General features: G+C 38.1%; 23 protein-coding genes, 2 pseudogenes and 1 riboswitch. Of the genes and pseudogenes, 15 read left to right on the top strand and 10 right to left on the bottom strand.

Going from position 1 to position 25,220, the window contains the following annotated elements; genetic code table 11:
• Position 1 precedes the first annotated feature (1 nt).
• Positions 2 to 1,624 carry an alpha-glucan family phosphorylase gene (glgP, locus tag TTE_RS08665; RefSeq protein ID WP_011025994.1) on the bottom strand — a complete coding sequence of 541 codons (1,623 nt, stop codon included), beginning with the start codon at positions 1,622 to 1,624 and terminating at the stop codon, positions 2 to 4.
• A 182-nt stretch (positions 1,625 to 1,806) separates the two neighbouring features.
• Positions 1,807 to 1,906, top strand: a riboswitch (SAM riboswitch).
• Positions 1,907 to 1,969: 63 nt separating this feature from the next.
• Here glgP and TTE_RS08660 point away from each other — a divergent pair.
• From TTE_RS08660 to TTE_RS08650, 3 genes are read left to right on the top strand one after another with little or no spacing between them, the layout of a single operon-like run.
• The gene (locus tag TTE_RS08660) at positions 1,970 to 2,875 is read left to right on the top strand and encodes a methylenetetrahydrofolate reductase (protein WP_011025993.1); all 906 of its coding nucleotides are present in this window, start codon (positions 1,970 to 1,972) and stop codon (positions 2,873 to 2,875) included.
• Between the two features lie 13 nt (positions 2,876 to 2,888).
• Positions 2,889 to 5,300, top strand: coding sequence for a homocysteine S-methyltransferase family protein (locus TTE_RS08655; protein ID WP_011025992.1), 2,412 nt, complete (start codon positions 2,889 to 2,891; stop codon positions 5,298 to 5,300).
• An 18-nt stretch (positions 5,301 to 5,318) separates the two neighbouring features.
• Positions 5,319 to 5,780 carry a YbaK/EbsC family protein gene (locus TTE_RS08650; RefSeq protein ID WP_011025991.1) on the top strand — a complete coding sequence of 154 codons (462 nt, stop codon included), beginning with the start codon at positions 5,319 to 5,321 and terminating at the stop codon, positions 5,778 to 5,780.
• A gap of 16 nt (positions 5,781 to 5,796) precedes the next feature.
• On the opposite strand, the gene TTE_RS08645 is transcribed toward TTE_RS08650, so the two are convergent.
• From TTE_RS08645 to TTE_RS08630, 4 genes are all read right to left on the bottom strand, one after another.
• The gene (locus TTE_RS08645) at positions 5,797 to 6,369 is read right to left on the bottom strand and encodes a manganese catalase family protein (RefSeq protein ID WP_009611155.1); all 573 of its coding nucleotides are present in this window, start codon (positions 6,367 to 6,369) and stop codon (positions 5,797 to 5,799) included.
• A gap of 12 nt (positions 6,370 to 6,381) precedes the next feature.
• The gene (locus tag TTE_RS08640; RefSeq protein WP_011025990.1) at positions 6,382 to 6,639 is read right to left on the bottom strand and encodes a spore coat protein CotJB; all 258 of its coding nucleotides are present in this window, start codon (positions 6,637 to 6,639) and stop codon (positions 6,382 to 6,384) included.
• A gap of 6 nt (positions 6,640 to 6,645) precedes the next feature.
• Positions 6,646 to 6,828, bottom strand: coding sequence for a spore coat associated protein CotJA (locus TTE_RS08635; RefSeq protein WP_011025989.1), 183 nt, complete (start codon positions 6,826 to 6,828; stop codon positions 6,646 to 6,648).
• Positions 6,829 to 6,895: 67 nt separating this feature from the next.
• On the bottom strand, positions 6,896 to 8,023 hold the full coding sequence (locus TTE_RS08630) for a sodium ion-translocating decarboxylase subunit beta (protein WP_009611151.1): 1,128 nt from the start codon (positions 8,021 to 8,023) through the stop codon (positions 6,896 to 6,898).
• 303 nt (positions 8,024 to 8,326) lie between these two features.
• Here TTE_RS08630 and rlmD point away from each other — a divergent pair, with 303 nt between their 5' ends.
• From rlmD to TTE_RS08595, 7 genes and pseudogenes are all read left to right on the top strand, one after another.
• On the top strand, positions 8,327 to 9,679 hold the full coding sequence (gene rlmD, locus TTE_RS08625; protein WP_009611153.1) for a 23S rRNA (uracil(1939)-C(5))-methyltransferase RlmD: 1,353 nt from the start codon (positions 8,327 to 8,329) through the stop codon (positions 9,677 to 9,679).
• Positions 9,680 to 9,726: 47 nt separating this feature from the next.
• Positions 9,727 to 10,701, top strand: a complete 975-nt coding sequence (locus tag TTE_RS08620; protein WP_011025988.1) for a P1 family peptidase — start codon at positions 9,727 to 9,729, stop codon at positions 10,699 to 10,701.
• 67 nt (positions 10,702 to 10,768) lie between these two features.
• Positions 10,769 to 11,314: a LemA family protein gene (locus TTE_RS08615; RefSeq protein WP_011025987.1), complete on the top strand. Its 546-nt coding sequence runs from the start codon at positions 10,769 to 10,771 to the stop codon at positions 11,312 to 11,314.
• A 19-nt stretch (positions 11,315 to 11,333) separates the two neighbouring features.
• Positions 11,334 to 12,233 (top strand): zinc metalloprotease HtpX, encoded by a 900-nt coding sequence (gene htpX, locus TTE_RS08610; protein WP_011025986.1) that lies wholly within the window; start codon positions 11,334 to 11,336, stop codon positions 12,231 to 12,233.
• Positions 12,234 to 12,403: 170 nt separating this feature from the next.
• Positions 12,404 to 13,593: pseudogene (locus tag TTE_RS08605) on the top strand (patatin-like phospholipase family protein).
• An 83-nt stretch (positions 13,594 to 13,676) separates the two neighbouring features.
• On the top strand, positions 13,677 to 14,252 hold the full coding sequence (locus tag TTE_RS08600; protein ID WP_011025983.1) for a carboxymuconolactone decarboxylase family protein: 576 nt from the start codon (positions 13,677 to 13,679) through the stop codon (positions 14,250 to 14,252).
• A 341-nt stretch (positions 14,253 to 14,593) separates the two neighbouring features.
• Complete coding sequence (locus TTE_RS08595; protein ID WP_011025982.1) at positions 14,594 to 15,400, top strand: SDR family oxidoreductase; 807 nt, start codon at positions 14,594 to 14,596, stop codon at positions 15,398 to 15,400.
• A gap of 153 nt (positions 15,401 to 15,553) precedes the next feature.
• On the opposite strand, the pseudogene TTE_RS08590 reads toward TTE_RS08595, so the two are convergent.
• Positions 15,554 to 16,794 (bottom strand): annotated as a pseudogene (locus TTE_RS08590) (IS110 family transposase).
• A 534-nt stretch (positions 16,795 to 17,328) separates the two neighbouring features.
• Between TTE_RS08590 and TTE_RS08585 the strand changes: the two are divergent.
• The 3 genes from TTE_RS08585 (at position 17,329) to TTE_RS08575 (ending at position 20,669) form a co-directional block, all read left to right on the top strand.
• Positions 17,329 to 18,603 (top strand): IS110 family transposase, encoded by a 1,275-nt coding sequence (locus TTE_RS08585; RefSeq protein ID WP_011025981.1) that lies wholly within the window; start codon positions 17,329 to 17,331, stop codon positions 18,601 to 18,603.
• Between the two features lie 365 nt (positions 18,604 to 18,968).
• Complete coding sequence (locus TTE_RS08580) at positions 18,969 to 19,334, top strand: HIRAN domain-containing protein (RefSeq protein ID WP_011025980.1); 366 nt, start codon at positions 18,969 to 18,971, stop codon at positions 19,332 to 19,334.
• 12 nt (positions 19,335 to 19,346) lie between these two features.
• Positions 19,347 to 20,669 carry a replication-associated recombination protein A gene (locus TTE_RS08575; RefSeq protein ID WP_009610882.1) on the top strand — a complete coding sequence of 441 codons (1,323 nt, stop codon included), beginning with the start codon at positions 19,347 to 19,349 and terminating at the stop codon, positions 20,667 to 20,669.
• 43 nt (positions 20,670 to 20,712) lie between these two features.
• Here TTE_RS08575 and TTE_RS14495 read toward each other — a convergent pair whose 3' ends face one another.
• Both TTE_RS14495 and pckA read right to left on the bottom strand, forming a co-directional pair.
• Complete coding sequence (locus tag TTE_RS14495; protein WP_022587079.1) at positions 20,713 to 20,844, bottom strand: hypothetical protein; 132 nt, start codon at positions 20,842 to 20,844, stop codon at positions 20,713 to 20,715.
• A 90-nt stretch (positions 20,845 to 20,934) separates the two neighbouring features.
• Positions 20,935 to 22,500 carry a phosphoenolpyruvate carboxykinase (ATP) gene (gene pckA / locus TTE_RS08570; RefSeq protein ID WP_011025979.1) on the bottom strand — a complete coding sequence of 522 codons (1,566 nt, stop codon included), beginning with the start codon at positions 22,498 to 22,500 and terminating at the stop codon, positions 20,935 to 20,937.
• A 247-nt stretch (positions 22,501 to 22,747) separates the two neighbouring features.
• On the opposite strand from pckA, the gene TTE_RS08565 reads away from it, so the two are divergent.
• Positions 22,748 to 22,957: a YgiT-type zinc finger protein gene (locus TTE_RS08565; protein WP_011025978.1), complete on the top strand. Its 210-nt coding sequence runs from the start codon at positions 22,748 to 22,750 to the stop codon at positions 22,955 to 22,957.
• Here the strand turns inward: TTE_RS08565 and TTE_RS08560 are convergent.
• Entirely contained in the window at positions 22,918 to 23,382 is a 465-nt protein-coding gene (locus TTE_RS08560; RefSeq protein ID WP_011025977.1) for an NUDIX hydrolase, read from the bottom strand. The genes TTE_RS08565 and TTE_RS08560 overlap by 40 nt on opposite strands.
• Before the next feature lie 63 nt (positions 23,383 to 23,445).
• On the opposite strand from TTE_RS08560, the gene TTE_RS08555 reads away from it, so the two are divergent.
• On the top strand, positions 23,446 to 24,303 hold the full coding sequence (locus tag TTE_RS08555; RefSeq protein ID WP_009610874.1) for an RluA family pseudouridine synthase: 858 nt from the start codon (positions 23,446 to 23,448) through the stop codon (positions 24,301 to 24,303).
• Here the strand turns inward: TTE_RS08555 and TTE_RS08550 are convergent.
• Entirely contained in the window at positions 24,298 to 25,131 is an 834-nt protein-coding gene (locus TTE_RS08550) for a radical SAM protein (protein WP_011025975.1), read from the bottom strand. The two genes, TTE_RS08555 and TTE_RS08550, sit on opposite strands and share 6 nt — an antisense overlap.
• Positions 25,132 to 25,220: the final 89 nt, after the last annotated feature.

Below are 25,220 nucleotides of genomic sequence, written 5' to 3'. Positions count from 1 at the left end.
TTTATTTGGTATACATGAGGTCATAATATTCTTGAAGCATTCTGTTTGCAGAAAAGGCTTCAAAAGTAGTTCTTATACTTTCTTTCATCATTTCTTCCCATTTTTTCTTATCGTTGTAGTAGGTGGGTACTACTTTATTGAGAAGCACATCATATAGAGCTTCTGCATCGTGCTTGTCAAGTTCCTCAAAGTTGTCTGATTCAAACCCATCTCCGAATTGCCAACCATTTACTCCATCAATGCAGGCTTCTGGCCACCAGCCATCGAGGATGCTCAAATTTAAAACGCCGTTCATTGCAGCCTTCATGCCCGATGTACCGCTTGCCTCAAGAGGCCTTCTTGGGTTGTTAAGCCATACGTCTGCGCCGCGAGTGAGCATTTTCCCGATCGTCATATCATAGTCTTCCAAAAATACTACACTTTCAGGGTATTTCTTTGTCATCTTAACAATTCTTGCGACAATTTCTTTGCCCACGTCGTCCAATGGATGGCCTTTTCCTGAAAAGACAATTTGTATTTTTCTGTCTCTCAAATATTCACCGATGGCCTTTTCATTTGTGAAGATAAGGTCGCTTCTTTTATAAGGAGCAGCTCTTCTTGAAAAACCTATAAGGAGTTTGTCTGCGTCTAGTTTCACTCCTGTCTTTTTATATACAAAATCTATTAACTCTTTTTTCAAAAGGTTGTGGGTTTCCAAAAGACCTGTTCCTTTTTTGTAAGCTTCTGTTATCCTCTTGTCCACCCACGTACCTCTATGAATTCCGTTGGTTATAGAAATGATGGGGGCTTTGTTCTCTATATGTTGCCACATTTTGTTAGCAGTTTGGCCATGCAATTTTGATACACCGTTTGCAATTTTAGAAAGTCTTAGTCCTGCTACAGTCATGTTAAAAGGTACCCCACCTATTTGAGCCAACTGTTCTATAGTAAGCCCGTTGTTTGCTCCCATGTACATTAAAAGTTCCAAGTCGTGAGATTCGTTTCCTTCTTTTACAGGGGTGTGAGTTGTAAAAACTATTTCTTTGCGGGTGGCTTCCCAAGCCTCTTCAAAAGACATCCCTTGATTTTCCATTTTTTCTCTTATAAGCTCAATACCAGCCAGAACTGCATGCCCTTCGTTGAAGTGGTAGATGTCAACATCAATTCCTAAGGCTCTTAAAGCTCTTACACCGCCAATTCCTAGCACAATCTCCTGCGCAACCCTTTCCTCACCAAACCATCCGTAAAGCTGGCCTGTTATCCATCTGTCGCCGTTTTCAGGAATGTCTGTGTCTAAGAGGTATAAAGGGGCATTGTCAAAACTATCCACTAGCCAGACTTTGCAGTAGACATCTTTATTTCTTATCTTTACTTTGACCTTTACCCCTGTGTCTTTTAAAAAGTCGTAATTGCGGGTATAATTGCGGTATGCATCGTAAGGATAGCCGTCTTCACCGATATGCTGTTCAGTGTAACCCTGTTTCCAAAGTATTCCTATCCCTACGACTGGAAGACCCATTTCCTTTGCGGCTTTAAGGTAATCCCCTGCTAGAATGCCTAAACCTCCAGCGTAAAGCTTGAAGTTAGATTCAAGGCCGTATTCCATGCAGAAATAAGCTACTCTTGGCAGTTTTTTGTTTTCCATATTAATCCTCCTTATTTGCAACAGTAGTTAACTATATTATAATATTAAACCTCTGGTTATGCAAGTGTTTGCACAAAAAAGAAATGGAGGAGCGGATGAAATTGAAAATTTTCTATTGACATAAAAGTAAAAAGGTAGTATGATAAAGAGTAAATAATTTTAACAATTTAATACTTTAAAATCTCTTATCAAGAGAGGTGGAGGGACTGGCCCGATGAAACCCGGCAACCAGCCTTAGGGCATGGTGCCAATTCCTGCAGCGGTTTCGCTGAAAGATGAGAGATTCTTGTAGTCTCTTCTTTTAGCGAAGGGACTTTTTTATTTTTAAAAAAGGAGGGGCATTAAATGTTGAAAAATGAAAAGCTGTGTAATAAACTTAAAGAAAAGAAATTTGTAATAACTGTGGAAATTTCTCCCCCCAAAGGGATAGATGTAACTAAAACTATCGAGGAAGCTCGAAAACTTAAAGGTGTGGCAGATGCTCTCAATATAACTGATTCACCGATGGCAAATATGAGGATGAGCCCCATAGCCTTGGCGCATATACTTCAGGACCACCTTAACATTGAAACTATTTTTCATCTAACCTGCAGAGATAGAAATCTCATAGGGCTTCAATCAGAGCTTTTAGGAGCTTACGCCCTGGGGGTTAGAAATATACTAGCTTTAACCGGTGATAATCCTTCTTTGGGAGATACACCCCAAGCGAGGGGAGTCTACGATGTAGATTCTGTAGGCCTTTTGAAGATTATAAAAGCTTTGAATTCAGGTTTTGATTACAATGGGAATAAGCTCGATTATCCTACTTCTTTCTGTGCAGGAACTACTGCCAATCCGAATGACTTGAGGGATGAGGCCATAGAAAAGCTGCATGTGAAAGTAGAAGCAGGAGCTGAATTTATACAGACCCAACCGGTGTATGATGAGGAGATTCTTTTTAAGTTTTTGGACAAAGTAAAAGATCTGAAAGTACCTGTCCTTGTGGGAATACTGCCTTTAAAAAGCTATAAAATGGCTTTAAGATTGATGGAGAAAGTGCCAGGGATTGAAATACCAGAAAAAGTTATAAAAAGGCTCCAACATGGCGGAAAAGAGGAAGGAATAAACTTATCCGCCGAGTTTATAAAGAACATAAAAAGTGAAGTTGCGGGGATTCACATAATGCCCATGGGAAGTGTAGACTTTGTTTTTGATATAATCTCTAAAGTGGAAGGAATAGCTATAAGTGCTAAAAAGGCTGAGACGAAGTAATGGGGGGATGAAAGTGGTAGATATTTTTAAAGAATGTGAAAATAGGGTTGTCGTTTTTGACGGTGCTATGGGGACACAGCTTCAGGAAAGGGGACTTAAAGCCGGGGAATGCCCTGAGTATATAAACTTAAAAATGCCTGAGGTGGTTTTTGACATACACAAAGCCTATATTGAGGCTGGAGCCGAAGTCATAGAGACTAATACTTTTGGGGCAAACAGAATAAAACTTGCAAAATACGGACTTGAGGACAAAGTAGAAGAGATTGTAACGAAAGGGGTGGAAATAGCGAGAAAGGCGGCGGGAGATCGTCCAGTAGCCCTCTCTGTTGGCCCAACAGGTGAACTTCTTGCTCCATTTGGAGATATGACTTTTGATGAGGCTTATGAGGTTTTCAAGGAAGTGGTAGTAGCCGCTGAAAAAGCAGGAGCAGACATTGTGATCATAGAAACCATGTCAGATATGTTGGAGGCAAAAGCTGCAATTTTAGCAGCTAAGGAAAACACCAATATGAAGGTCATATGTACCATGACTTTTCAGGAAGACGGACGAACACTTATGGGTTCGGACCCTGTGACGGTAGTAGTAAGTCTACAGGGTTTGGGACTTGATGCAATAGGAGTTAACTGTTCTACAGGGCCGGATAAAATGGTAAAAGTTGTTGAAAAGATGGCTCAAGTGGCGCGTATTCCCATAATTGCTCAGCCGAATGCCGGTATGCCTGTCATAAGGGACGGGAAAACAGTTTACGATTTAAAACCTGAGGAATTTGCCAGTTTCTTTCCACAACTTGTTGAAAAAGGCGCTTGTATAGTAGGAGGTTGTTGCGGTACTACTCCATACTATATAAAACTGGTAAAAAAGGCTGTAGAAAATTTAAAGCCTAAAAAGCTGGAAAATAAATTTACAGCTCTGTCTTCAAATACCCGCACAGTTTTTATAGGCAAAGAATACCCTTTAAGGGTGATAGGAGAGAGGATTAATCCTACAGGAAAGAAAAAATTAAGCGGAGCTCTTTTGTCAGGAGATGTCAATTTAGCTGTTGAGGAAGCTTTGAAGCAGCAAAAGTGCGGGGCCGAAATATTAGATGTCAATGTAGGGGTGCCTGGGATAGAGGAAGAGGAAATGTTGCCAAAGGTAGCGTTTGAAGTTGAAAAGGCGGTGGATTTGCCTTTGCAGTTAGATAGTACCAATGTAAAAGCTATAGAGAAAGCGATAAGAATTTTAAGAGGAAGGCCTATAATAAATTCTGTTAATGCAAAGGAAGAGAGCTTAAAAGAAGTATTGCCAATAGTTAAAAAGTACGGAGCATGTGTAGTTGGGCTTACAGTGGGGGATAAGGGATTGCCAAAGGACAGACATGAGAGGGTTGAAAATGCCAGAAAAATACTGAAGAAAGCAGAAGAGTACGGAATTCCTAAGGAAGATGTGATAATAGACCCCGTGGTGCTTACTGTTTCCTCAGAACAAGGAGCAGCAATTGAAACATTAGAAGCGATGAAAATAATATCAGAGGAATTGGGTGTAAACACGGTTGTAGGGCTAAGCAATATATCTTTTGGTCTGCCTGAAAGAAAGCTCATAAATTCGACTTTCTTGGCCATGGCAGCTTCACACGGGCTTACTGCGGCTATTGTAAATCCCTGCGATGAATCCTTGATGGACACTTTGAGGGCTTCTATGGTTTTGCTTAACAAAGATAAAGGAAGTGAAAATTATTTAAAAGTGTATGGGCAAAGGGTAAAGCCGAAAGAAGAAGTCATAAAAAGACATGAGGAAGATTTTAGCAAAAAGCTGTATGATCAGATTTTAGAAGGGAAAAAGTCGGGAGTTGAAGAAATAGTAATGGCACTCCTTGAGGATAACCCTCCCCTTTCACTAGTGGATGAAATTATAATACCTGCGCTTAAAGAAGTAGGGGACAGGTATGAAAAAGGTATATACTTTTTGCCACAGCTTTTGAGTTCTGCGGAGGTCGTGCAGAGTGCTTTTAAATTGATAAAGGAAAAGCTTCCAAAAGGCACTGCTTCAAAAGGGAAAATAATTTTAGCAACAGTGGAGGGAGATGTACACGATATAGGGAAAAACATAGTTAAGGTTTTGTTAGAGAATTACGGGTATGAGGTAATTGACCTTGGCAAAGACGTAAAAGGCGAGGTAATAGTGGAGGAAGTGAAAAAGACAGGTGCTCCTCTGGTAGGGTTGAGTGCTCTTATGACTACTACTCTTTTTAATATGGAAAAAATTATTAAAATGCTTAAAGAGAATACTGAAGCGAAAGTGATGGTTGGTGGAGCAGTTTTAACAGAAGAGTACGCTTTTAAAATAGGAGCGGATTACTACGGTAAGACCGCACAGGATGCTGTAAAAATTGCTGATAAATTTTTCTTAAAGAACGCTTTGGTTTGTAAGACCTGCAGTTTTTAAAATACGCATATTGAGGTGATGAAATTGTCAGTAGAGGCGGTTAGAGATTTTTTTAGGTCAAGAGGGATAAATTTGGAGGTAAAAATTTTTGAAGATACCAGCACTGTAGAAAAAGCAGCAGAATCTTTAGGTGTTACTCCCGGTGAAATAGCAAAGTCTATGCTTTTTAAGTTGAAAGATAAATACATTATGGTAGTGACAGCCGGTGACAAAAGGATAGATAACAAAAAATTCAAAGAAACCTTTAAAGCTAAGGCGAAAATGGCTTCGCCAGAAGAGGTGCTTGAAGTGACGGGGCATCCTGTTGGAGGAGTTTGTCCATATGGGCTGAAAAATCCTGTTGAGGTGTATTATGATATTTCATTAAAAGAATATGAAATTGTGTATCCTGCTGCAGGCGATGTAAATGCAGCTGTAGAAGTAAAAGTAGAAGATTTAGATAAAATTGTAGAAGGAGAATGGGTAGATGTATGTCAGTGACATACATCTACCTTCTTTAAAAGTATCTTTTGCTCTGGAGGTATTCTTGAATGTGCACCAATGTTTCTCCGAATCTTTGAAAATGCACTATTTCTCTTTCTCTTAGAAAGCGCAAAGTGTCTTTTACACAAGGGTCATCTGTCAAATTTATCAAGTGTTCATAAGTGGAACGGGCTTTTTCTTCTGCTGCCATATCTTCGTGAAGGTCTGCTATGGGGTCTCCTTTTGCCTGTATATAGGCGGCGCTCCAGAGCATACCTGTAGTGTCTACATAAAACGGCGTTCTATCGTGTTCAACGTAGTACTCACCTAATCCTTCTCTTTTTAGTACTTCTGCAGGGACTCCTTTTAAAAGCTTGAAAACAAGTGTAGCTATTATTTCAAGGTGAGCCAACTCTTCTGTGGCGATGTCGGTGAGAATTGCTTTTGACCTTCCGGTTGGCATTACAAACCTTTGGGTTTGGTACCTTAAAGCAGCAGCTAGTTCTCCGTCAGGACCTCCGTACTGGGCTATGAGGTATTTTGCCATTTTTATATCTGGTTTGCAGACTTTAGCGGGGTATTGGAGCTTTTTTTCATATACCCACATCCTTTTTCCTCCTTAATACTCTATTTCCCAGGGCCAGGGATCTTCTACCCATTTCCATGGATATTGACTTTGGCAGTGGCCAAAGACCATTAGTGGACCGTAATATTGAGAGTACTGCTGTTTTAGCATGGCGAGCTGCCCGGAGTAATAATTGTAATCTTGAAGAGCTTTTTGGTCTTCTGGATGCGTGTCAAGATATAGATTTAAGTCTTGGCAGGCAAACTCTAACTCCATGATTTTTTTAAGAAGGTCTAATTGATTGGCGTCCATTTCATTTCACCTCATTTTTTCTCCTACATACGGAAAATCTAACTCAGGAAATACAGTTCCTTTTTTTAAGGCTTCTTCTGGAGGATAAATTGAAACATATTTTTGAATTGGAACATATGCCTGCGCCAGTTTTATAGACGGGCTCTGTTCTGATAAGAAGCTTTTTGGGTAATATATCTGATTGTACATTTGTTACCCCCCAAAATATATTCTTACTAGTATATTATTCGTTGATATGTCTTTTAGTGATAAAAATCTAGTGAACACCTAAAAGCACAAGCATAATTCCGCCAGCTATTGCCGTCCCAAAAACCCCTGCCAAGTTTGGACCCATAGCGTGCATTATTAGGAAATTGTAAGGATTTTCCTTTATAGCCACTGAATGAGATACCCTTGCGGCTATTGGTACAGAAGCTATTCCTGCAGAGCCTATGAGAGGATTTATTTTGCCCCCAGAGAGTTTATTTAAAAGTTTTGCACCCAGAATTCCTCCTGCAGTGCCAGTCATAAAGGCAACTAGTCCAAGAGAAAGGATTTCAAGCGTCTTTAGAGTGAGGAAGGTGTCTGCTCTCATGGTGGAACCTATTGATACTCCCAGAAGAATGGTTATAACGTTCATAAATTCGCCACTTGCCGTTTTTGCAAGCCTGTCAACAACTCCCGATTCTTTTAAAAGGTTTCCCAGCATGAACATGGTAATAAGAGGGGCTATGGGAGGAAGTAGCAGGTCTATCAGAATGGTTATAAATATGGGGAAAATGATTTTTTCTGTTTTTGACACAGGGCGAAGCTGTTTCATCATTATCTGCCTTTCTTTTTTTGTGGTGAGAAGTTTCATTATAGGTGGTTGTATTAAAGGCATTAAAGCCATGTAGGAGTATGCGGCTACTGAGATTTGCGCCATAAGGTGCGGTGCTAGTTTTTGTGTTACATAGATTGCCATTGGGCCGTCTGCTCCTCCAATTATCCCTATTGCGCCCGCTTCAAATATGCTAAAACCTAAGAGTTTTGCCCCAATTAAAGCGATAAATATTCCAATGTGAGCAAAAGCCCCGAGTATCATTATGCTGGGGTTTGCAATCATAGGTCCAAAATCTGTCATTGCTCCTACTCCCAAAAATATGAGAGGAGGATAGATAACCTTTTCAACCCCAAGGTAAAAAAAGTGTATGAGTCCTCCAGGGTCCAATAAACCTGTTTCAGGTATATTAGCTACTATGCTGCCAAACCCTATAGGAAGTAGCAAAAAGGGTTCATACTTTTTTGCGATTGCCAAATATATCAAAATTATTCCTACAAATATAAGCAAAATATTCCCCCAAGTGAGGTGAATAAGACCCGTAGTTTGAAGCATGTCTTCAAAAAGCTTTAATAAAAACCTCATCTGCTACACTCCTTCTATTTTTTGGTGTTAAAAAATTTTTCCAGTTTTCCGAATAAAGGGAATATTTTTGAGAGGATAAAACCTATGAGGAGTAAAAGCAAAGATAGCAGCACCATATCTACTATAGAAAGGTATATGGCTCCTGCGACAGTATCAGGTACCATTTAGATCACCTCGTTTGATTTTTTGCCCAAATCTTAGTATACAATTTTATTTAGTTTATGTAAAGGTTTTTTGAAAATTCCCATTAGAAATATCGGAGGAATTGGGGTATAATGTTAGTGTAAGAAGGAGGATAGGAGAATGGCGAAAGGTGAAATTGTCACAGTAAAAATTGAAGAGATGGATTTTAAAGGCTATGGGGTAGGGTATTGCGAAGGAAAACCTCTAAAAGTAAGGGGAGGAATTTTAGGTCAAAGAGTTGCTGTTAGGGTCAAAAAAGGCAAGAAAGGAAGAGCAGAAGGAGAAATTGTTGAGGTCATTGAAAGGTCCCCTTTTGAAGTGGAAAGCCCTTGCCCTCATTTTGGGGAGTGTGGGGGGTGTACTTATCAAAATCTCTCTTACGAGAATCAGTTGAAAATAAAAAAAGATGTGGTTTTAAAATTGCTTGAAAAAGAAGGGATAAAGGATTTTGAATTTTTGGGAATAGAAAGAAGTCCAAAAGTATACGGCTACAGAAACAAAATGGAGTATACTTTTGGCACTGACAGGGAAGGGAAGAAAGCTTTAGGCCTTCACAGAAAAGGAAAATTTTATGATGTAGTTATGACTGATAAGTGCAATATAGTCGACGAGGATTTTACTAAAGCCCTTTCACTCACTTTCAATTACGCTTTAGAAAAGAACCTGCCTTTTTATGATAAAAAGACCCATGAAGGATATCTCAGGTATCTTGTGGTGAGAAAGGCATCAAAAAACGGGGAACTTTTGATAAATATAGTTACCACGACTCAGCTTAAACACAAATTTGATGACCTCGTAGAACTTTATAGAAGTGCAAATTTTTCTAGTACCTTGGTAGGGGTTCTTCACACTTACAATGATTCCTGGTCTGATGCTGTTATATGCGAAAAACTGGAAGTCCTTTATGGAAGGGACTATTTGATAGAGGAATTGCTGGGGCTTAAGTTTAAAATAAGCGCTTTTTCGTTTTTCCAGACGAATTCCTATGGTGCTGAGAGGATATATTCTACAGTTAGAGAATTTGCGGGAGATGTGTCTAATAAGACTATATTTGACCTTTACTGTGGCACAGGAACTATAGGTATAGTAATGGCTCCTTTGGCGAGAAAAGTTATAGGAATAGAGCTGGTTGAAGAAGCAGTTTTTTCGGCAAAGGAGAATGCTGCCTTAAACGGCCTTGAAAATGCAGTATTTATAGCTGGGGACGTGTCAAAAAAATTGAGAGAAATAAAAGAGAAGCCAGATATAGTGGTAGTAGATCCTCCGAGGTCAGGGGTTAATCCAAAAGCGCTAGAAGACATTGTAAATTTTGAACCTGAGAAGATAATTTATGTTTCCTGCAATCCAGAGTCTTTTGCAAGAGATTTAAGGTTGTTTGTCGACAAAGGATATGCTGTTAAAAAGGTAAAGGCGATAGACATGTTTCCTCACACCTATCATGTGGAGTTAGTAGGGCTTCTTGAAAAGAGTTAAGGAGAGAAGACAGTCATGTTAGTTAGTTTGGAAATGGAGGTAGTTAGATGTCAATAAGAGAGATTGATATAAAGGAAATTGAAGGGATAAAAGTAGGCAATGCAGAAAATGTGGAAGCAGGCACAGGCTGTACTGTAGTGATATGCGAGGAAGGGGCTACTCCAGGAGTGGATGTAAGAGGAGGAGCGCCGGGTACAAGAGAGACAGACCTTATACGGTCAGAAAATCTTGTAGAGAAGATTCATGCTGTAGTTTTAGCAGGGGGCTCTGCTTTTGGACTTGATGCGGCTTCTGGGGTTATGAGGTATTTGGAAGAAAAGGGGATAGGGTTTGATACAGGTGTTTTAAAAATACCTATAGTTGCCAGTGCTATACTTTTTGACCTTGCCGTTGGAAATCCTTATATAAGGCCGGATTTTGAAATGGGATACAAAGCCTGTGTAAATGCTGAAAAAGGAGAATTTACCTATGGGAATAAAGGAGCGGGAACAGGAGCATCGGTAGGAAAATTTTTGGGGATTAAAAGGGCTATGAAAAGCGGGCTAGGATGCTATGCACTTCAGGCAGGAGAGCTCAAGGTTGGAGCGGTGGTAGCGGTAAATGCACTGGGAGATGTCTTTGACCCGGAGACCGGGGAAGTTATAGCGGGCTTGCTGGATGAAAAAGGAGAAAAGATAATAAGCACAGAGGAAGCGATTATAGAGAATATTGGCCGAGAGAAAAGTGTTTTTCGCAATAATACTACGATAGGAGTTGTAATCACAAATGCAATGCTAAGTAAGGCAGAAGCTAATAAAGTGGCTTCAATGGCTCATGATGGATATGCAAGAGCTATAAAGCCTGTACATACCATGTTTGATGGTGACACAATTTTTGTCATGGCAACAGGGAAAGTGAAGGTAGACCCCACTTCAGTAGGCGTTTTAGCAGTTAAAGCAGTGGAGAGGGCCATTGTAAGAGCTGTAAAAGAAGCAGAATCAGCTTATGGACTTAAGTCCTACAAGGACTTAAAAAAATTTTAATTTTGTTGCTTTTTCTGGAAGGTTATAATAAAATTAAGTTGCAGAGAATTTTAAGGAGGCATTCCAGATGACGTGGATAATTTTGGGTATTATTGCGGTGATAGTGCTGTGGTTTATTTTGACTTACAACGGTTTTGTCAATTTGAGAAACAGAGTAGAAAATGCTTGGGCGCAGATAGACGTTCAGTTAAAGAGGAGGTACGATTTAATACCAAATCTTGTAAACACAGTGAAGGGATATGCAGCTCATGAGAGAGAGATTTTTGAAAAATTAGGAGAACTCAGGGCTAAAGCGATGGGGGCAGAAAGCGTAAAGGAAGTTGGAGATACAAATAACCAAATTACTCAGGCTTTGAGGACTTTATTTGCTGTTGCAGAGAATTATCCAGAATTGAAAGCTAATGAAAACTTCTTAAAACTTCAAGAAGAATTGACTAACACGGAAAACAAGATAGCATTTGCACGCCAGTTTTACAATGATGTGGTTATGCAGTACAATGCGGCTCAGCAAAGAATTCCAGCTTCTATTGTGGCTAAAATGATGGGTTTGACTCCAAAAGAATATTACCCAGTAGATGAAGGGGAAAGAGGCCCTATTAATGTTCAATTTTAAATTGTAAGGGATGATGCGCATGACAAAGAGGACATTGTATGAACTTCAGGCAGAAAATGTGAGGAAAACATATCTTTTTATAGTTCTCTTTTCCCTCATACTCTTTGCAGTGGGCTATTTTTTTGTCTGGTATTTTAACTGGGGAATTACAGGCATCATCTTTTTAGCAATTTTTATTGTGCTATACAACTGGATAGCCTATGAGCAGTCTGATAAAATAGCTTTAACGTCGGTAGGAGCTGTGCCCGCCGATCCGGAGAAATTTTATGTACTTCACAACATAGTGGAGGAAGTGGCTCTTGCGGCTGGAGTGCCTAAGCCGAAAGTGTATGTAATGAATGAACCTCAGCCAAACGCTTTTGCTACCGGAAAAGACCCCAAACATGCTTCCATATGTGTTACTACAGGGCTTTTGCAGATGATGAATAGGGAAGAACTGCAGGGAGTTATAGCCCATGAGATGTCTCACATAAGAAATAGAGATATACTCCTTATGACCGTGGTAGCAATAGTAGCTGGGCTCATCATACTTCTAAGGGATGTCTTTTTAAGAAGCATGTGGTGGGGAATAGGAGGGGAAAGAAGAAGAGATAAAAATGACAACCTTGGCATTATTCTTCTCCTAATAGGGCTTATACTCTCTATAATAGCACCTATAGTAGTTTTAATAATAAGGTCGGCTATTTCAAGGCAAAGGGAATATCTGGCGGATGCTACAGGGGCTTACATTGTGAGGGACCCTTACGGACTCGCTTCCGCTTTAGAAAAGATAGGAAATTATACAAGGCCGATGAGAACTGCTTCCAGTGCCACTGCCCACATGTTTATATCAAACCCTTTTGGAAAAGTAGAATATCTTTTTGCAACTCATCCACCAATTGAAGAGAGAATAAAAAGGTTGAAGAGTCTTACAATTTGATAAATATTTATGTGAGAGGTTGAATAAAAAAGAAAGTAGCTGCAGGAGAGATGCTTGATATTCAAGATATGCCTGAACTGTGAAAGCAGGTGGTCTCATCTGCTTTTATTTATTTCCCAGGTAAAGTATGGTATACTTTTATGGTGTAAGTGCAAAAAGGGGTGAGAAGTATGTACGGAGTGGTTTTAGAAGGGGGAGGAGCAAGAGGGGCCTATCAGATTGGAGTTTATAAAGCATTAATTGAGGAAGGAATAGAAGTAAAAGGGATTGCAGGGACTTCCGTTGGAGCACTTAACGGAGCAATTCTAGTTCAAGGAGATTTTGATAAAGCTTATGAAATATGGGAAAATATCTCTTACTCTAGGGTGATAAAAGCAAGCGATGAGGAGATAGAGAAATTTAAGAAAGGAAAGTTGGATAGGGAAGATATTCTTCTTCTGATACAGAGGTTGAGGGGGATAATAAGGGAAGGCGGTTTGGACATAACCCCTTTAAGAAATCTGTTAGAAGAAGTTTTAGACGAGGAGAAAATAAGAAATTCAGGAAGGATTTTGCTATTGTGACAGTGTCCTTAAGCGATTTAAAACCGATGGAACTTTACATTGAAGATATACCTTACGGCAAGCTTATAGACTATTTGATGGCAAGTGCTTATTTGCCGGTTTTTAAAAGAGAAAAGATTGATGGGAAAAGTTTTTTAGATGGGGGTGTGTACAACAACCTTCCTGCCAATTTGCTCATAGATAAGGGGTATAAGGATTTAATAATTATAAGGACAAGAAGCTTTGGAATTATAAAGAAAATTGATTTTACAGGTCTTAATGTGCTTATTATCTCTCCAAAAGAGGATTTGGGAGGGATTTTAGAATTTGATAAGGAAACTGCCAGGTATAATCTTACATTAGGTTATTACGATGGTTTGAAGGCTCTAAGAAGGTTGAAGGGCAGTAAATACTACATAAAAGAGGATGAAAAAGAAGAATTTTTTATCCATTATCTTTTGAACTTGGAGAAAAAGAAAGTAAAAAAACTAAAAGAGATTTTTGATATTAGCGAAGAAGTGCCTGACAAAAGGGCTCTTTTTGAATTTATAATTCCTAGGCTTTCTGCTATTTTGAATTTAGGAGCTAGTTCTAGTTATGAAGAAATATTTTTATATTTGTTAGAAAATTTAGCTGAGTCTTACAAGATAGATAGATTTAAAATTTACACTTATGGCGAATTAATGGAGAAAGTTAGGGAAAAGGTTAAGACAGAGGCAGTAATGGAGGGAGAAGAGAATGTGATAGAAAAGATTGTGAAAAAGGTTTTTATGAAGAGTGAAATTTTAAAAGAAGCTGGGAAAGTGATATTTGGTTAAATGTGTGACAAATTTTTTGTTTTTTGGGAAATAGAGTATAATTGCATTAGGACGTTAAATTTGCGTAAAAGGAGAGAAAAAGAATGACAGAGGAAAAAGGACATAGGTTTTACGATGTAAAGACTTTTTATAGATTTGTGGAGGATTTTTTGACAGATAGAGGACTTTCTAAGCCTTCAAAAAAAGTGAAGCTTAGCAAGGATTTCATGGAGAGAATTATGTTAGCAGTGACGCAGGTGAATGGATGTCCGTATTGCAGTTATTTTCACGCGCAGATGGCTTTAAAATCTGGTATGTCCAATGAAGAGATTAAAAAGTTGCTAAATGGAGAGTTTGGGGATGTGCCAGAAGATCAGGTGGTAGCGCTGATGTTTGCTGAGCATTATGCTGAAACTGCGGGCAATCCAGATCCAGAAGCTTATAAGAGGCTTTTAGAGACTTATGGAGAGGAATATACCTACAGCATAATGAAGGCTATAAGAGCTATCATGGTAGGAAATACTCATGGCAATGCTTTCCACGCTTTAAGAATGAGGATTTCAGGTAAACCTTTTTCTAATAGCAATTTAAAAGATGAATTAGGAGTGGTTTTTGGGATATTTGCGTTTGTTCCAGCAATACTTATAAAGAGGCTTTTTAAAAAGGGCAATAGGGGATAAAATCGTCCGATAAGCCTTTGGGGTGTTATATTCAGTGATGTTGGGAGCTCCTGTGGCTTTTAACTGGGCATTTGGACGTTTTCAGAGTAGATTTCCATACAGGAAACAGTTCCTCATTTTTTCTTTAAGCGGCGGCTTTGCAGGAATTGCTTACACAGATTAATAGGTTTTATTGGAAGCGGTAGAGGCATAGGCTTTGACCTATATTTTTTGGAAATAGCACCTGAGGAGGAGAGGACTGTTTATCTTGGATTGCTTTTTTCTTAAGCAAATTAGAGATTAATTTGAATTGATAATTGTTATCTATTGTGGTATTATGGGAGAAAAAGGAGGGATTTTTTGTGGCAATTGCTTTTATAACAGGGGCTACGGATGGCATAGGAAGAGAAGTAGCTAAAAGGCTTGCTTTTCACGGCTATGATGTCATAATCCACGGGCGAAACGAACTTAAACTAGAAAAAGTTGCAGACGAAATAAGGGATTTGACAGGAAAAAGTGTTTTTAAAATAAAAGCTGACTTTTCCTCTTTGAAAGATTTAAAGAAGTTGGTAAAAGAGATAAAAGATAATTTTTCAAAAGTAGACCTGCTTTTAAATAATGCCGCTACTTTTGAAAAGGAAAGAAAAGTTACTGAAGAGGGTTTTGAGAGAACTTTTATGGTCAATTATCTGGCACCTTTTTACCTCACGATTTCCTTGATTAATGAAGGGGTAGATATAAAATATGTGCTTAATGTAAGTTCTATGGCTCATGCATCTTCAATTGAGTTTGAAGATTTGCAGCTTGAAAAAGGATACGACGGATACAAAGCTTATTCCCTTTCTAAATTGTATATAACCTTATTTACCTATTATCTTGCAGAGATGTTGAAAGGCAAAATATATGTAAACTGCTTACATCCAGGAGTTATAAATACAAAGCTTTTGATGGAAAATTGGGGAGCGATTGGGGCAAGCATAGAGGAAGGGGCTAAAAATGTAATTGATGCAATAAAATATATTGAGGCTCACAATGTTACGGGAGTGTATTTTGACAATGGCAAGCCCTCAAAGTCAAAACCTATTACTTACGACAGAGAAGTTCAGAGAAAATTGTGGGAAAAGACACTGAAGCTACTGAAGATAAATGAAAGAGATTTAAAGTTTTAAAGACAAACGGTAAAATGTCAAGGGGGTAATTAAAAAATTTTTGAGGCATTTAAAGGGCAAAAAGACAAAAAAATACCCTTCTTCCAACATGCCAATAAATGGAATTGGAAGTTCCAAAATAGAGTTCTTTATTAATTTTTAACAAAAGAGTATTTAAATACTAACAACACCTCTTTCTTGATATATTTGACCTTTGCTGAGCATTGCAAAGATCAGAGGGATTAATCTTCTAGCAGTTAAGACGAGGGCACGTTTATGTTGGTGTTTAGGTACCTCGCGATACTTCTTGTTGTAGTACTCTTTAAACCTCACTGTGTGCACCCTAACACAGTTAGCGGCTTCAACAAGATAGTATCGCAGGTACTGATCACCACACTTAACCAAAGAAGTATCCTGGGCATTGAAATTACCAGACTGGTATTTATTCCAGATGAGGCCGGCATACTTGGCAAGAGCAGCTTCATTATTAAACCTTTTGATATCTCCAATTTCGGCGATGATACCAGCAGCAAGGACGTCCCCAATGCCGGGGATAGTAGTTAGAGTTTGATTAAAAGCTTTAAGCTGTCTTTAAACTTGCCGTCAAGCTTTTTAAGTTGGGATTCAAGGAAGCGAATATTTTCAAGTGTCATAGAAAGAGCTAAGTCGTTTGCTTCAGCAAGATCAGGGTGAAGCCTGTAAGCTCTGTTAGCAGCAGCTTTCAAAGTTTTGGCGATTTGAGTAGGGTCTGAGAGTCTGTTATTGCCGTTTTTCACAATAAAGTCGATAAGGTTATCAAGAGGCATGGAAGCAATATCATCAGGAGTAAAATTTTCAATGATAGCTAAGGAAGCTTTACCAAATATGTTGCTAAAAGGGCACTCTGAAGGATAGGTTGAGAACTTGAAGGAAATAAGGTTTAGGGCGCGATTTTTTTCGCGGACCAGACTGCGGACAATATGATAACGCATGCGAGTGAGTCTTTGCAGTGCAGCGTATCTTAAATCTGGCAGCGGAGTTGGTTTGACTTGACCAAATCTAACACATTCAGCGATAACAGTTGCGTCAACAGAATCTGTTTTAGGGAGATGGATATAAGCACCCTTGAAAGATTTAATGATAGAAGGATTGATGACGTAGAATAGAGGATTAAAGGGAGCAAGTTCAGGAGAAGAAGCCAGGAAAGTATGCAAATGCCAGGCATAGTGTGAAGTAGCTTCCATGCCAAATTTAATGGATGAAATATTGAACTGTTGAGCAAGAGAGATAGTGAAATCTATAAGCTGCTGAGCGCCATCTAAATCATTGGGGAAGAATAAAGCTTTTTTAACTAAGCGGTTACCGGCCTCATCAATAAAGGAAGCAGCATTTAATTCGCTAGAGATATCAATGCCCACAATAAGTGTAGAGCTCATGGATAAATTCACGCTCCTTTTTGCAAAAAGTTTTTTGAAGGTCCTTTGTCTCTTAAGTTTTTGTAATACACCCTCGCCGTGGGAAGTAGCCAGATTTAGCTTATAGGGTGCCTGACCATCGATGCTCAAGCGATGGACAGATAAGCTAAAGAGGCACAACAAACGAGTATGTATTACTCAAATAACTCCAGAGGTTCAGTCTTTGCCGAGTGGTAATGCTGCTTTACCAGCATGCCACAGGAGTGAGTCAAAAATACCTCAGTAAACTTAAAAGGGACCTTCTACTTTTAAGTTTATCAGAGACAAAGGACCATTTAAATAAAAATGAGAAATTTAATTATGAGATTGTTTTACCAGGGTAAAAATGGTTTTTAAGGATTTAATTTGTGTGTTTATTATTAAATTTTTAATGTGGATTACAATCATATTATACGAGCATTCCTGTAATAAATTAAAATAGCCTTTGCAAAAATAAAACCCTCCTGGTAAAAAAGAAAGTGAAAAGGAAAAACAATAACCAGGAGGGTGATACACATGAACAAAGTACAAAAACTACTTTTAGTCCACAGTTCTGATATAATTTTTGTCGGGGTCGATGTAGCTAAAAAGACCCATTATGCAAGAATAATAAATCACATAGGACTTGAAGTAATAAAACCCTTCAAATTTAATAATAGCATAGATGGATATGAACGTCTAGTATCCAAAATACTCGAAGCCAAAGAAAAATCGAAAGCAACAAAAATATTAATAGGTTTCGAACCAAGCGGTCATTATTGGAAGCCACTTGCATGGTTTTTAAAAGAAAAAGGATATACAGTAGTGATAGTAAACCCATATCACGTAAAACAAAGGAAAGAAGAGGAGGACAACAGTCCATCAAAAAACGATAGAAAGGACGCGTTAATAATTGCAAGACTAATAAAAGAAGGGAAATTTCTAAACTGTCTTTTACCTCAAAACACATATGCAGATTTAAGAAACCTTTCAGTTGCAAGAAAGCAGTTAATAAAGAAACTAAACAGTGTAAAGAATAAAATTATTGCAATATTAGACGAATACTTTCCTGAATTTGAAGAAGTATTCAAGAATTTGTGGGGGAAAGCAGCCTTATGGATATTGAGGAACTGTCCATTTCCCAGCATAATACTTAAACTGAGCAAAGAAGAAATAGCAGAACAGCTAAAGAAAGCCACTAATAACAGGGTAGGCATGAAAAGGGCAGAAAAGCTCATTGAAGCAGCAAAAAAGTCAATAGGTGTAAAAGAAGGGATAAAAGGGGCACAAATACGTTTAAACATTTACCTTGATGAATTAGAATTTTTAAAAACACAATTAGAAACCATAGAAAAAGCTATGGAAGAACTGCTCAAAAAAATAGACATAGCAGAATATCTGTTAAGCATTCCAGGCATAGGAGTAATAACAGTAGCAGGATTTTTAGCAGAAGTAGGGGACATAGGGAAATACACACACTATAAACAAATCCAGAAACTTGGGGGATTAAACATAACGGATAACCAATCAGGGAAACACAGGGGGAAGACCAAGATATCAAAGAGAGGGCGTCCTGAGTTAAGAAATCTTCTATACAAAGCAAGCCTGACATTAGTAGCCAAAAACAAAGAATTTAAAGCACTTTACAACTACTTTTTAAGAAGGCGAGAAAATCCTTTAGAGAAGAAACAAGCATTAATTGCGATTTCAATAAAACTCATAAGAGTTATGTTTACGCTTGCTAAGAAGAAAGAAAAATACGATTCACAAAAAGTACTTGGAGAATATCGTATGAAGCAAATAAAGGATTAGTAGCCTAGGGGGCAACAAATCAATTTAGAGCAAATAAGGTTGGGGAAGCTGTAGTACCCCCCATAAGGGCAAGACCCTGAATACGAGTAAGAAGCTCCCCAAAAGCCCTCAAAGGCAGGAGGAAGGAATGTAATTAAGGGCATGACCCTGAGAGACATGATAGGGTAGCCGAGGGCTAAGTAAAAAAACATAAAAATATGCTAATAAAAGGCAACCGTGAAATAAGTTGCCTAAGGGAGGTGTTGTGTTGTTTTAAAAAGGCTTTATTTGAAAAAGGTAAAAAGAGCTCAAATTTAGTGAAAAAATGAGATTTTTCAAGCTTGATTGAGCTAATTACAAAATATTGAGATAGGAGTGAATAAAATATGGATTCAATTTATTTTGCTATAACAGGGTTAAATAATTATTACAGCTCAAAGATTTTAAAGCCAGGCATGATAGTGAAATTGGAAAAAGATTATAACAATGATTACGATGATGAGGCTATAGCAGTTACTTTGCCTTATTTAGGTAAAGTCGGCTATGTGGCAAACAGTGTGGGAACAGTTCCCAGAGGGTGTTATAGTGCAGGAAGGCTGTATGACAAATTTGGCAGTTATGCCTATGCTGCGGTTAAATTTGTTGGGAAAGATTTTGCGATTGCAGAATTTTTAGAAGACGATTTTATTAAGATAACAATAAAATTTAAATTAAAGGAAAAGAGGAGAAAAAAGCATAAAAATAAGGCTTAGCGGTGATGAACCATGTATAAGCAAACTTCTATATTTGATGCCAAGTTTGATAAAAACAGGCCTCTAGCAGATAGAATGAGGCCAAGGACCTTAGATGAGTTTGTTGGACAGGAGCATATTTTGGGAAAGGGTAAAGCTCTAAGAGAACTGATAGAAAAGGACAGCATAACTTCTATGATACTTTGGGGTCCACCTGGCGTTGGCAAAACCACTCTTGCTATGATTATAGCCAATATGACAAATTCTAAATTTGTCAATTTTAGCGCTGTACTTTCTGGAATAAAAGAAATAAAAGAGATAATGGCCCAAGCTGAAAGAGATGCTATGTACGGGCAGAGAACTGTTGTGTTTATAGATGAAATTCACAGATTTAACAAAGCGCAACAGGATGCTTTTTTGCCTCATGTAGAAAAAGGAAATATAATACTGATTGGAGCTACTACAGAAAATCCGTCTTTTGAAGTAAATTCAGCTCTTTTGTCCAGGTCTAAAGTTTTTATGATGAAGCCCTTGGATGTTAAGGATATAATGATTATTCTAAAAAGGGCGCTAAAAGATGAGGAGAGAGGCCTTGGGCTTTACAATGTAGAAATCGACGAAGAAAAACTTGAAAAAATTGCTCTTTTTTCTAATGGGGATGCGAGGGTAGCCCTTAATACTTTGGAGATGGCTGTAATGGCAGCTAATGTCGTGAACGGGAAAAGAGTTGTAACAGATGAAATACTCTCTGATGTGATGCAGAAAAAAGCGCTTCTTTACGACAAGGCAGGAGAAGAGCATTATAATTTGATTTCAGCCTTTCATAAGTCATTGAGGAATAGCGATTGGGATGCTGCCCTTTATTGGATGGCAAGGATGTTGGAAGCAGGGGAGGACCCCCTCTATATCGCGAGGAGGATGATAAGATTTGCTTCAGAAGATGTAGGGCTAGCAGATCCACAAGCTCTTTCTGTAGCTATTGCTGCCTATGAAGCTTCTCACTACATAGGCATGCCAGAGTGCAGTGTAAATCTTGCTCAAGCAGCTGTATATCTCGCTTTGGCTCCCAAGTCCAATGCCCTTTATGTAGCTTACAACAGGGTGAAAAAAGATGCAGAAGAGACTTTTGCCGAGCCGGTTCCCATGCATTTGAGAAATGCCCCTACAAAGTTGATGAAGGAATTGGGGTATGGAGAGGGTTACAAATACGCCCATGACTTTGAAGAGAAAGTCACTGATATGGAATGCCTGCCCGAAAATCTTAAGGGTCGAAGATATTACATTCCCACGGATTCAGGTTTTGAGAAAAAGTTAAAAGAGAGAATGGAAGAGATTTTAAAATTGAAAGGGAAATAAAAGCGGCATTTCGCTTGAATTGCAAAATGCCGCTTTTTAGGGTCTACACTTTTTCTTCTTTAGGGTCTTCAAATATGATTATGCCAGGTACAAAGAGGAGTATTATCAAGATTATTATTATAATCCATATCCATTGGCTTTCAGAGTTTTTTTGCTTTCCAGGTTTGCCAGGCATATTTACGACCTCCTTTATGCAGGTTCAATTTCATAATATGTAAAAGGCAAATAAAAAGTTCTCTCTGCGATGCGCAGAGAGAACTAGTTTTTACCCTTTCGGGCCAGCATTTTTTATTTCTTCACTTACCTCTTTGTATTTTTGAAAATTTTCTATAAACCTTTGGGCTAGTCTTTTTGCCGTTTTGTCATACTCTTCTTTATCTTTCCATGTATTTCTGGGGTTTAAGATTTCAGAAGGTACTCCGGGACAAGAAGCAGGGATGTTAAGATTAAATATAGGGTCTTTGGTAAATTCTACTTTATCTAATTCTCCTTTTAAGGCAGCAGATACCATTTTTCTGGTGTATTCTAAGTTTATTCGCTTTCCAATTCCATAAGGGCCTCCTGACCATCCAGTATTCACCAAAAAGACTTTTGTGTCGTATTTTTCAATTTTTTCTCCAAGCATTTTAGCATATACCATTGGAGGTAAAGGTAAGAAGGGAGCACCAAAGCAAGTGGAAAAAGTGGCTTGTGGCTCTGTAATTCCCCTTTCTGTTCCAGCGAGTTTACTGGTATATCCGGACAGAAAGTAGTACATTGCCTGCTCTTTTGTGAGTTTTGCTATAGGAGGCAGTACTCCAAACGCATCTGCAGTCAAAAATATTATAGTCTTAGGATGTCCTCCTATCCCGCTTTGAACTGCCCCAGGTATAAAGTCAATTGGATATGCTGCTCGCGTGTTTTCAGTGATTTTGTCACTTGTGTAGTCAAGTTCCCTTGTGGCTTCATCGTATACAACGTTTTCAAGAATTGCGCCAAACCTTATTGAATCCCATATTTGAGGCTCTTTTTCTCTTGAAAGATTGATGCACTTAGCATAACAGCCACCTTCAAAATTAAAAATCCCTCTTTCAGACCAACCGTGTTCATCATCGCCAATTAAAAATCTTTCAGGGTCTGCAGAGAGAGTGGTCTTTCCTGTACCGGAGAGGCCGAAGAAAAGGGCTGTGTCACCGTCTTTTCCTATATTAGCAGAACAATGCATGGAAAGCACGCCTTTTTTAGGCATAAGGTAGTTCATTAAGGTGAATATGGATTTTTTGATTTCTCCACCGTACTGGGTGCCTCCAATAATTATGAGCTTTTTTGTAAAACTTAAGATGATAAAAGCCTCAGAGTTAACACCGTCAATTTCGGGGATTGCTTTAAAGCGAGGTGCTGCGATTAAAGTATATTCCGGGACAAAATTTTGTAATTCTTTTTCAGTGGGGCGTATGAAAAGCTGTCTTGCCATTAAACTTTGATAAGCGTATTCTGTTATCACTCTTATGGAGACTCTATATTGAGGGTCTGCACCTACAAATCCGTCGAAAATAAAAAGGTCTCTGTTTTGTAAATAGGCAATAAGCCTATTGTACAGCTTTTCAAACTTTTCTACGGAAATAGGCTTGTTATTTTCCCACCATATATCCTCATGAACTTCTGGTTCGTCTACAATGAACTTGTCATTTGGAGATCGACCTGTGTATTTTCCAGTGTACACATTAAAGGCGCCGTTATTTACAAGTACTCCTTCCTCTCTTTTTACAGCTTCTTCTATCAGTTTTGCTACGGGCAAATTTCGGTAAACGTTTTTAAAATTGATTAAACCCAATCTTTCAAGGTTAAGCATTTATGAGGCCTCCTTTTTAGATTTAGAAGTAATTTTTGCAATTTTAGGGTGATTGAATTGCAAAAAATATCTTATTAAGTATAAAATTGTAATTTCTAATAAAATTCTAGCACCTTTCAAAAATTTTTTCAAGGTTTTAAAACTTTGTTGAGGGTCATAAAAAGAGCAAATTTTTTAATAAAAATGTCGAAAAATATGGTATAATAAAAAAGTACTAACAAAAGAGAAATTGAGGAGTGAAGCGGAATTGGAAAAATGTTTTTGTGGAGGAGAAATAGAAATAAAAGAGGTAGAATATAAAATAGTAAAAGGGAAGAAAACTAAGATTTTCAAAAATGTTCCAGCTTATGTGTGCAAAAAATGTGGAGCTGTGTACTATGATACAGATATACTGGATGAAGTCTTTAAAAGAGAGGCTCAGCAAAAGAGTTTGAATTTCGAGTTGTTAAAAGGGTAAATAGGGTCAAGTGTGAGAGAATTGTAATTTTTTCTCCACACTTTTTCAATGAGATATCTGGAAAGGTAAACTACCTTTTCATCCCTTATGGCTTTTTCTATGTCAAAGAATTCGGCAGCGTCATTTTCTATATTGTCAGGCGTTGGTGTTCCAGAGATGTAGTCCAAAAGGAACACTATGTATATTTCCGAACTGCCATCTGGCAGGATTATGCTCCTTACAGAAATTATATTTTTTACTTTTGCATCAATAGAGGTTTCTTCTTTTATTTCTCTTAAAATGGCGTCATCTATATTTTCTCCGGCCTCCACGTGTCCGCCGGGTATTATCCACTTTCCTTTAAAACTGCCATAAGTATGGCGCACAAGAAGTACTTTATTTTCTTTTATAACTATTCCACCTACACCCACTATTATTTTTTTCATAACATCACCAACTAGTTGTTTTACTTAGATTATAGCATAAATTTTAAAGAAAATGGTGAGAAGATGAAACTTGTTGTGGAAAAAAGTGCAGAAGGCCTTACTTTAGAGGGCTTTTTGAAGAGGAAGGGCTTTTCAACAAGATTGATTAAGATGTATAAATGGCATGGAGAGATGCGCGTAAATGGTGAGAAAGAAAATGTAAAGAGGGTTTTAAAAGAAGGAGATGTGATAGAACTTTCCCTTTTTGACACTTCTTCTGATATACTGCCTCAGGAGATGGATCTTTCAATTTGCTATGAGGATGATGAAATTTTGATTGTAGATAAGCCTGCAGGTATGGTAGTACATCCTACAAGAAGGTATAGAGAAGGAACGCTGGCTAATGGAGTTGCCTATTATTTTGAGAAAAAAGGTATAAAAACTCTAATAAGGCCTGTTAACAGATTAGACAAGGGCACCTCCGGTATTGTCATTTTTGCAAAAGAACCTTTTATGCAGTATTACCTTCAGATTGTAAAACCTATGAGCAAATTTTACTATGCTATAGTGAATGGAAAGTTGGAGGGGGAAGGAATTATTGATGTGCCCATCAAAAGAAAATCTTTTATGACAATTGAAAGAGAGGTTTCAGAAGAAGGGGATAGGGCTATCACTTATTACAAATCGCTAAAAGCGACAGAGGAATTTTCGCTTTTGAAAATCAAAATTGCTACCGGTAGAACTCACCAGATAAGAGTGCATCTTAACTATATAGGACATCCCATCGTGGGGGATGACTTATATGGGGAACCTACTTCCTACATTGAAAGGCCTGCTCTTCATGCCTATAGAGTTACTTTTTTCCATCCTCTAAAAGAGAAAGTGATTTCAGTTTATGCTCCTCTCCCAGAGGATATAAAAAGACTTTTTGAGCTTTTATAAATTTTGAAAGATTCCATTTTTAAGTCCAATTTTAAAGAAAAACTCAACAGCTTCTTTATATTCTTTAGGATGCAGTCTTCGATTTATTTCAGGGTAGTTTCTTGCCTTGTAGTAAGGGGTGTACTGACTCATAAGGCTTACGTATACTCCCCTAGGCAGGTTTTCTTTTATCCACAGAAGAATTTTTTTAGTGTCCTCTACATATCTGGGCATTACCAGATGCCTTATCACAAGCCCTTTCTTTATAACCCCATTTTCATCGAATTCTGGTACTCCTACTTGTCTTTCCATTTCCAATATTGCCTGAGTAGCGTACTTGAAATAATCAGGTGCTTCTGAGTATTTCACAGCTATCTCATCGTCATAATATTTAAGGTCAGGTAAGTATATGTCAATGAGACCTTCCAACATCTTTATAGTCTCAACATTTTCATAGGCATTAGTATTGTAAAGAACAGGAATTTTAAGTCCCTTTTCTTTTGCAAGAACAAGAGCCTTTTTTATTGAGTAAGCGTGAATTGTCGGTGTTACGAGGTTTATGTTGTGAGCTCCTTTTGATTGAAGCTTTAAAAATATCTCTGCCAGTTCTTCCTCTGTTACAAAAGTGCCAAACTGATACTGACTTATTTCATAATTTTGACAAAATACGCATTTTAAATTGCAGCCACTAAAAAATACAGTGCCAGAACCTTTTTTTCCGCTTATAAAAGGTTCTTCCCCGTAATGCAAAAAAGCATCTGAAATTTTGGCCTGCCACGGCATATCGCAAAAGCCCCGCTCTACTGACCTATCCACATTGCACTTTCTGGGGCACAGGTTGCACCTCATAAAACCACCTCTTTTTAATTATTATACCATTGTTATTTTTAAATTTTTGTTGCATTTTTATGAGAATTGGTGTAAACTATAATTGTAAA

The sequence above is a fragment of the Caldanaerobacter subterraneus subsp. tengcongensis MB4 genome (assembly GCF_000007085.1).
Classification (GTDB): domain Bacteria; phylum Bacillota; class Thermoanaerobacteria; order Thermoanaerobacterales; family Thermoanaerobacteraceae; genus Thermoanaerobacter; species Thermoanaerobacter subterraneus.
This window is presented reverse-complemented; position numbering and strand designations above follow the sequence as displayed.

Bases quoted from the DNA above. Each gene is read 5' to 3' on its own strand.
- pckA (WP_011025979.1), bottom strand. From the start codon at position 22,500: ATGCTTAACCTTGAAAGATTGGGTTTAATCAATTTTAAAAACGTTTAC.
- TTE_RS08560 (WP_011025977.1), bottom strand. From the start codon at position 23,382: ATGAAAAAAATAATAGTGGGTGTAGGTGGAATAGTTATAAAAGAAAAT.
- TTE_RS08635 (WP_011025989.1), bottom strand. From the start codon at position 6,828: ATGTACAATCAGATATATTACCCAAAAAGCTTCTTATCAGAACAGAGC.
- TTE_RS08550 (WP_011025975.1), bottom strand. From the start codon at position 25,131: ATGAGGTGCAACCTGTGCCCCAGAAAGTGCAATGTGGATAGGTCAGTA.
- TTE_RS08575 (WP_009610882.1), top strand. From the start codon at position 19,347: ATGTATAAGCAAACTTCTATATTTGATGCCAAGTTTGATAAAAACAGG.
- glgP (WP_011025994.1), bottom strand. From the start codon at position 1,624: ATGGAAAACAAAAAACTGCCAAGAGTAGCTTATTTCTGCATGGAATAC.
- TTE_RS14495 (WP_022587079.1), bottom strand. From the start codon at position 20,844: ATGCCTGGCAAACCTGGAAAGCAAAAAAACTCTGAAAGCCAATGGATA.
- TTE_RS08580 (WP_011025980.1), top strand. From the start codon at position 18,969: ATGGATTCAATTTATTTTGCTATAACAGGGTTAAATAATTATTACAGC.
- TTE_RS08640 (WP_011025990.1), bottom strand. From the start codon at position 6,639: ATGGACGCCAATCAATTAGACCTTCTTAAAAAAATCATGGAGTTAGAG.
- TTE_RS08660 (WP_011025993.1), top strand. From the start codon at position 1,970: ATGTTGAAAAATGAAAAGCTGTGTAATAAACTTAAAGAAAAGAAATTT.
- rlmD (WP_009611153.1), top strand. From the start codon at position 8,327: ATGGCGAAAGGTGAAATTGTCACAGTAAAAATTGAAGAGATGGATTTT.
- TTE_RS08645 (WP_009611155.1), bottom strand. From the start codon at position 6,369: ATGTGGGTATATGAAAAAAAGCTCCAATACCCCGCTAAAGTCTGCAAA.
- TTE_RS08555 (WP_009610874.1), top strand. From the start codon at position 23,446: ATGAAACTTGTTGTGGAAAAAAGTGCAGAAGGCCTTACTTTAGAGGGC.
- TTE_RS08615 (WP_011025987.1), top strand. From the start codon at position 10,769: ATGACGTGGATAATTTTGGGTATTATTGCGGTGATAGTGCTGTGGTTT.
- htpX (WP_011025986.1), top strand. From the start codon at position 11,334: ATGACAAAGAGGACATTGTATGAACTTCAGGCAGAAAATGTGAGGAAA.
- TTE_RS08620 (WP_011025988.1), top strand. From the start codon at position 9,727: ATGTCAATAAGAGAGATTGATATAAAGGAAATTGAAGGGATAAAAGTA.
- TTE_RS08650 (WP_011025991.1), top strand. From the start codon at position 5,319: ATGAAATTGTCAGTAGAGGCGGTTAGAGATTTTTTTAGGTCAAGAGGG.
- TTE_RS08630 (WP_009611151.1), bottom strand. From the start codon at position 8,023: ATGAGGTTTTTATTAAAGCTTTTTGAAGACATGCTTCAAACTACGGGT.
- TTE_RS08585 (WP_011025981.1), top strand. From the start codon at position 17,329: ATGAACAAAGTACAAAAACTACTTTTAGTCCACAGTTCTGATATAATT.
- TTE_RS08600 (WP_011025983.1), top strand. From the start codon at position 13,677: ATGACAGAGGAAAAAGGACATAGGTTTTACGATGTAAAGACTTTTTAT.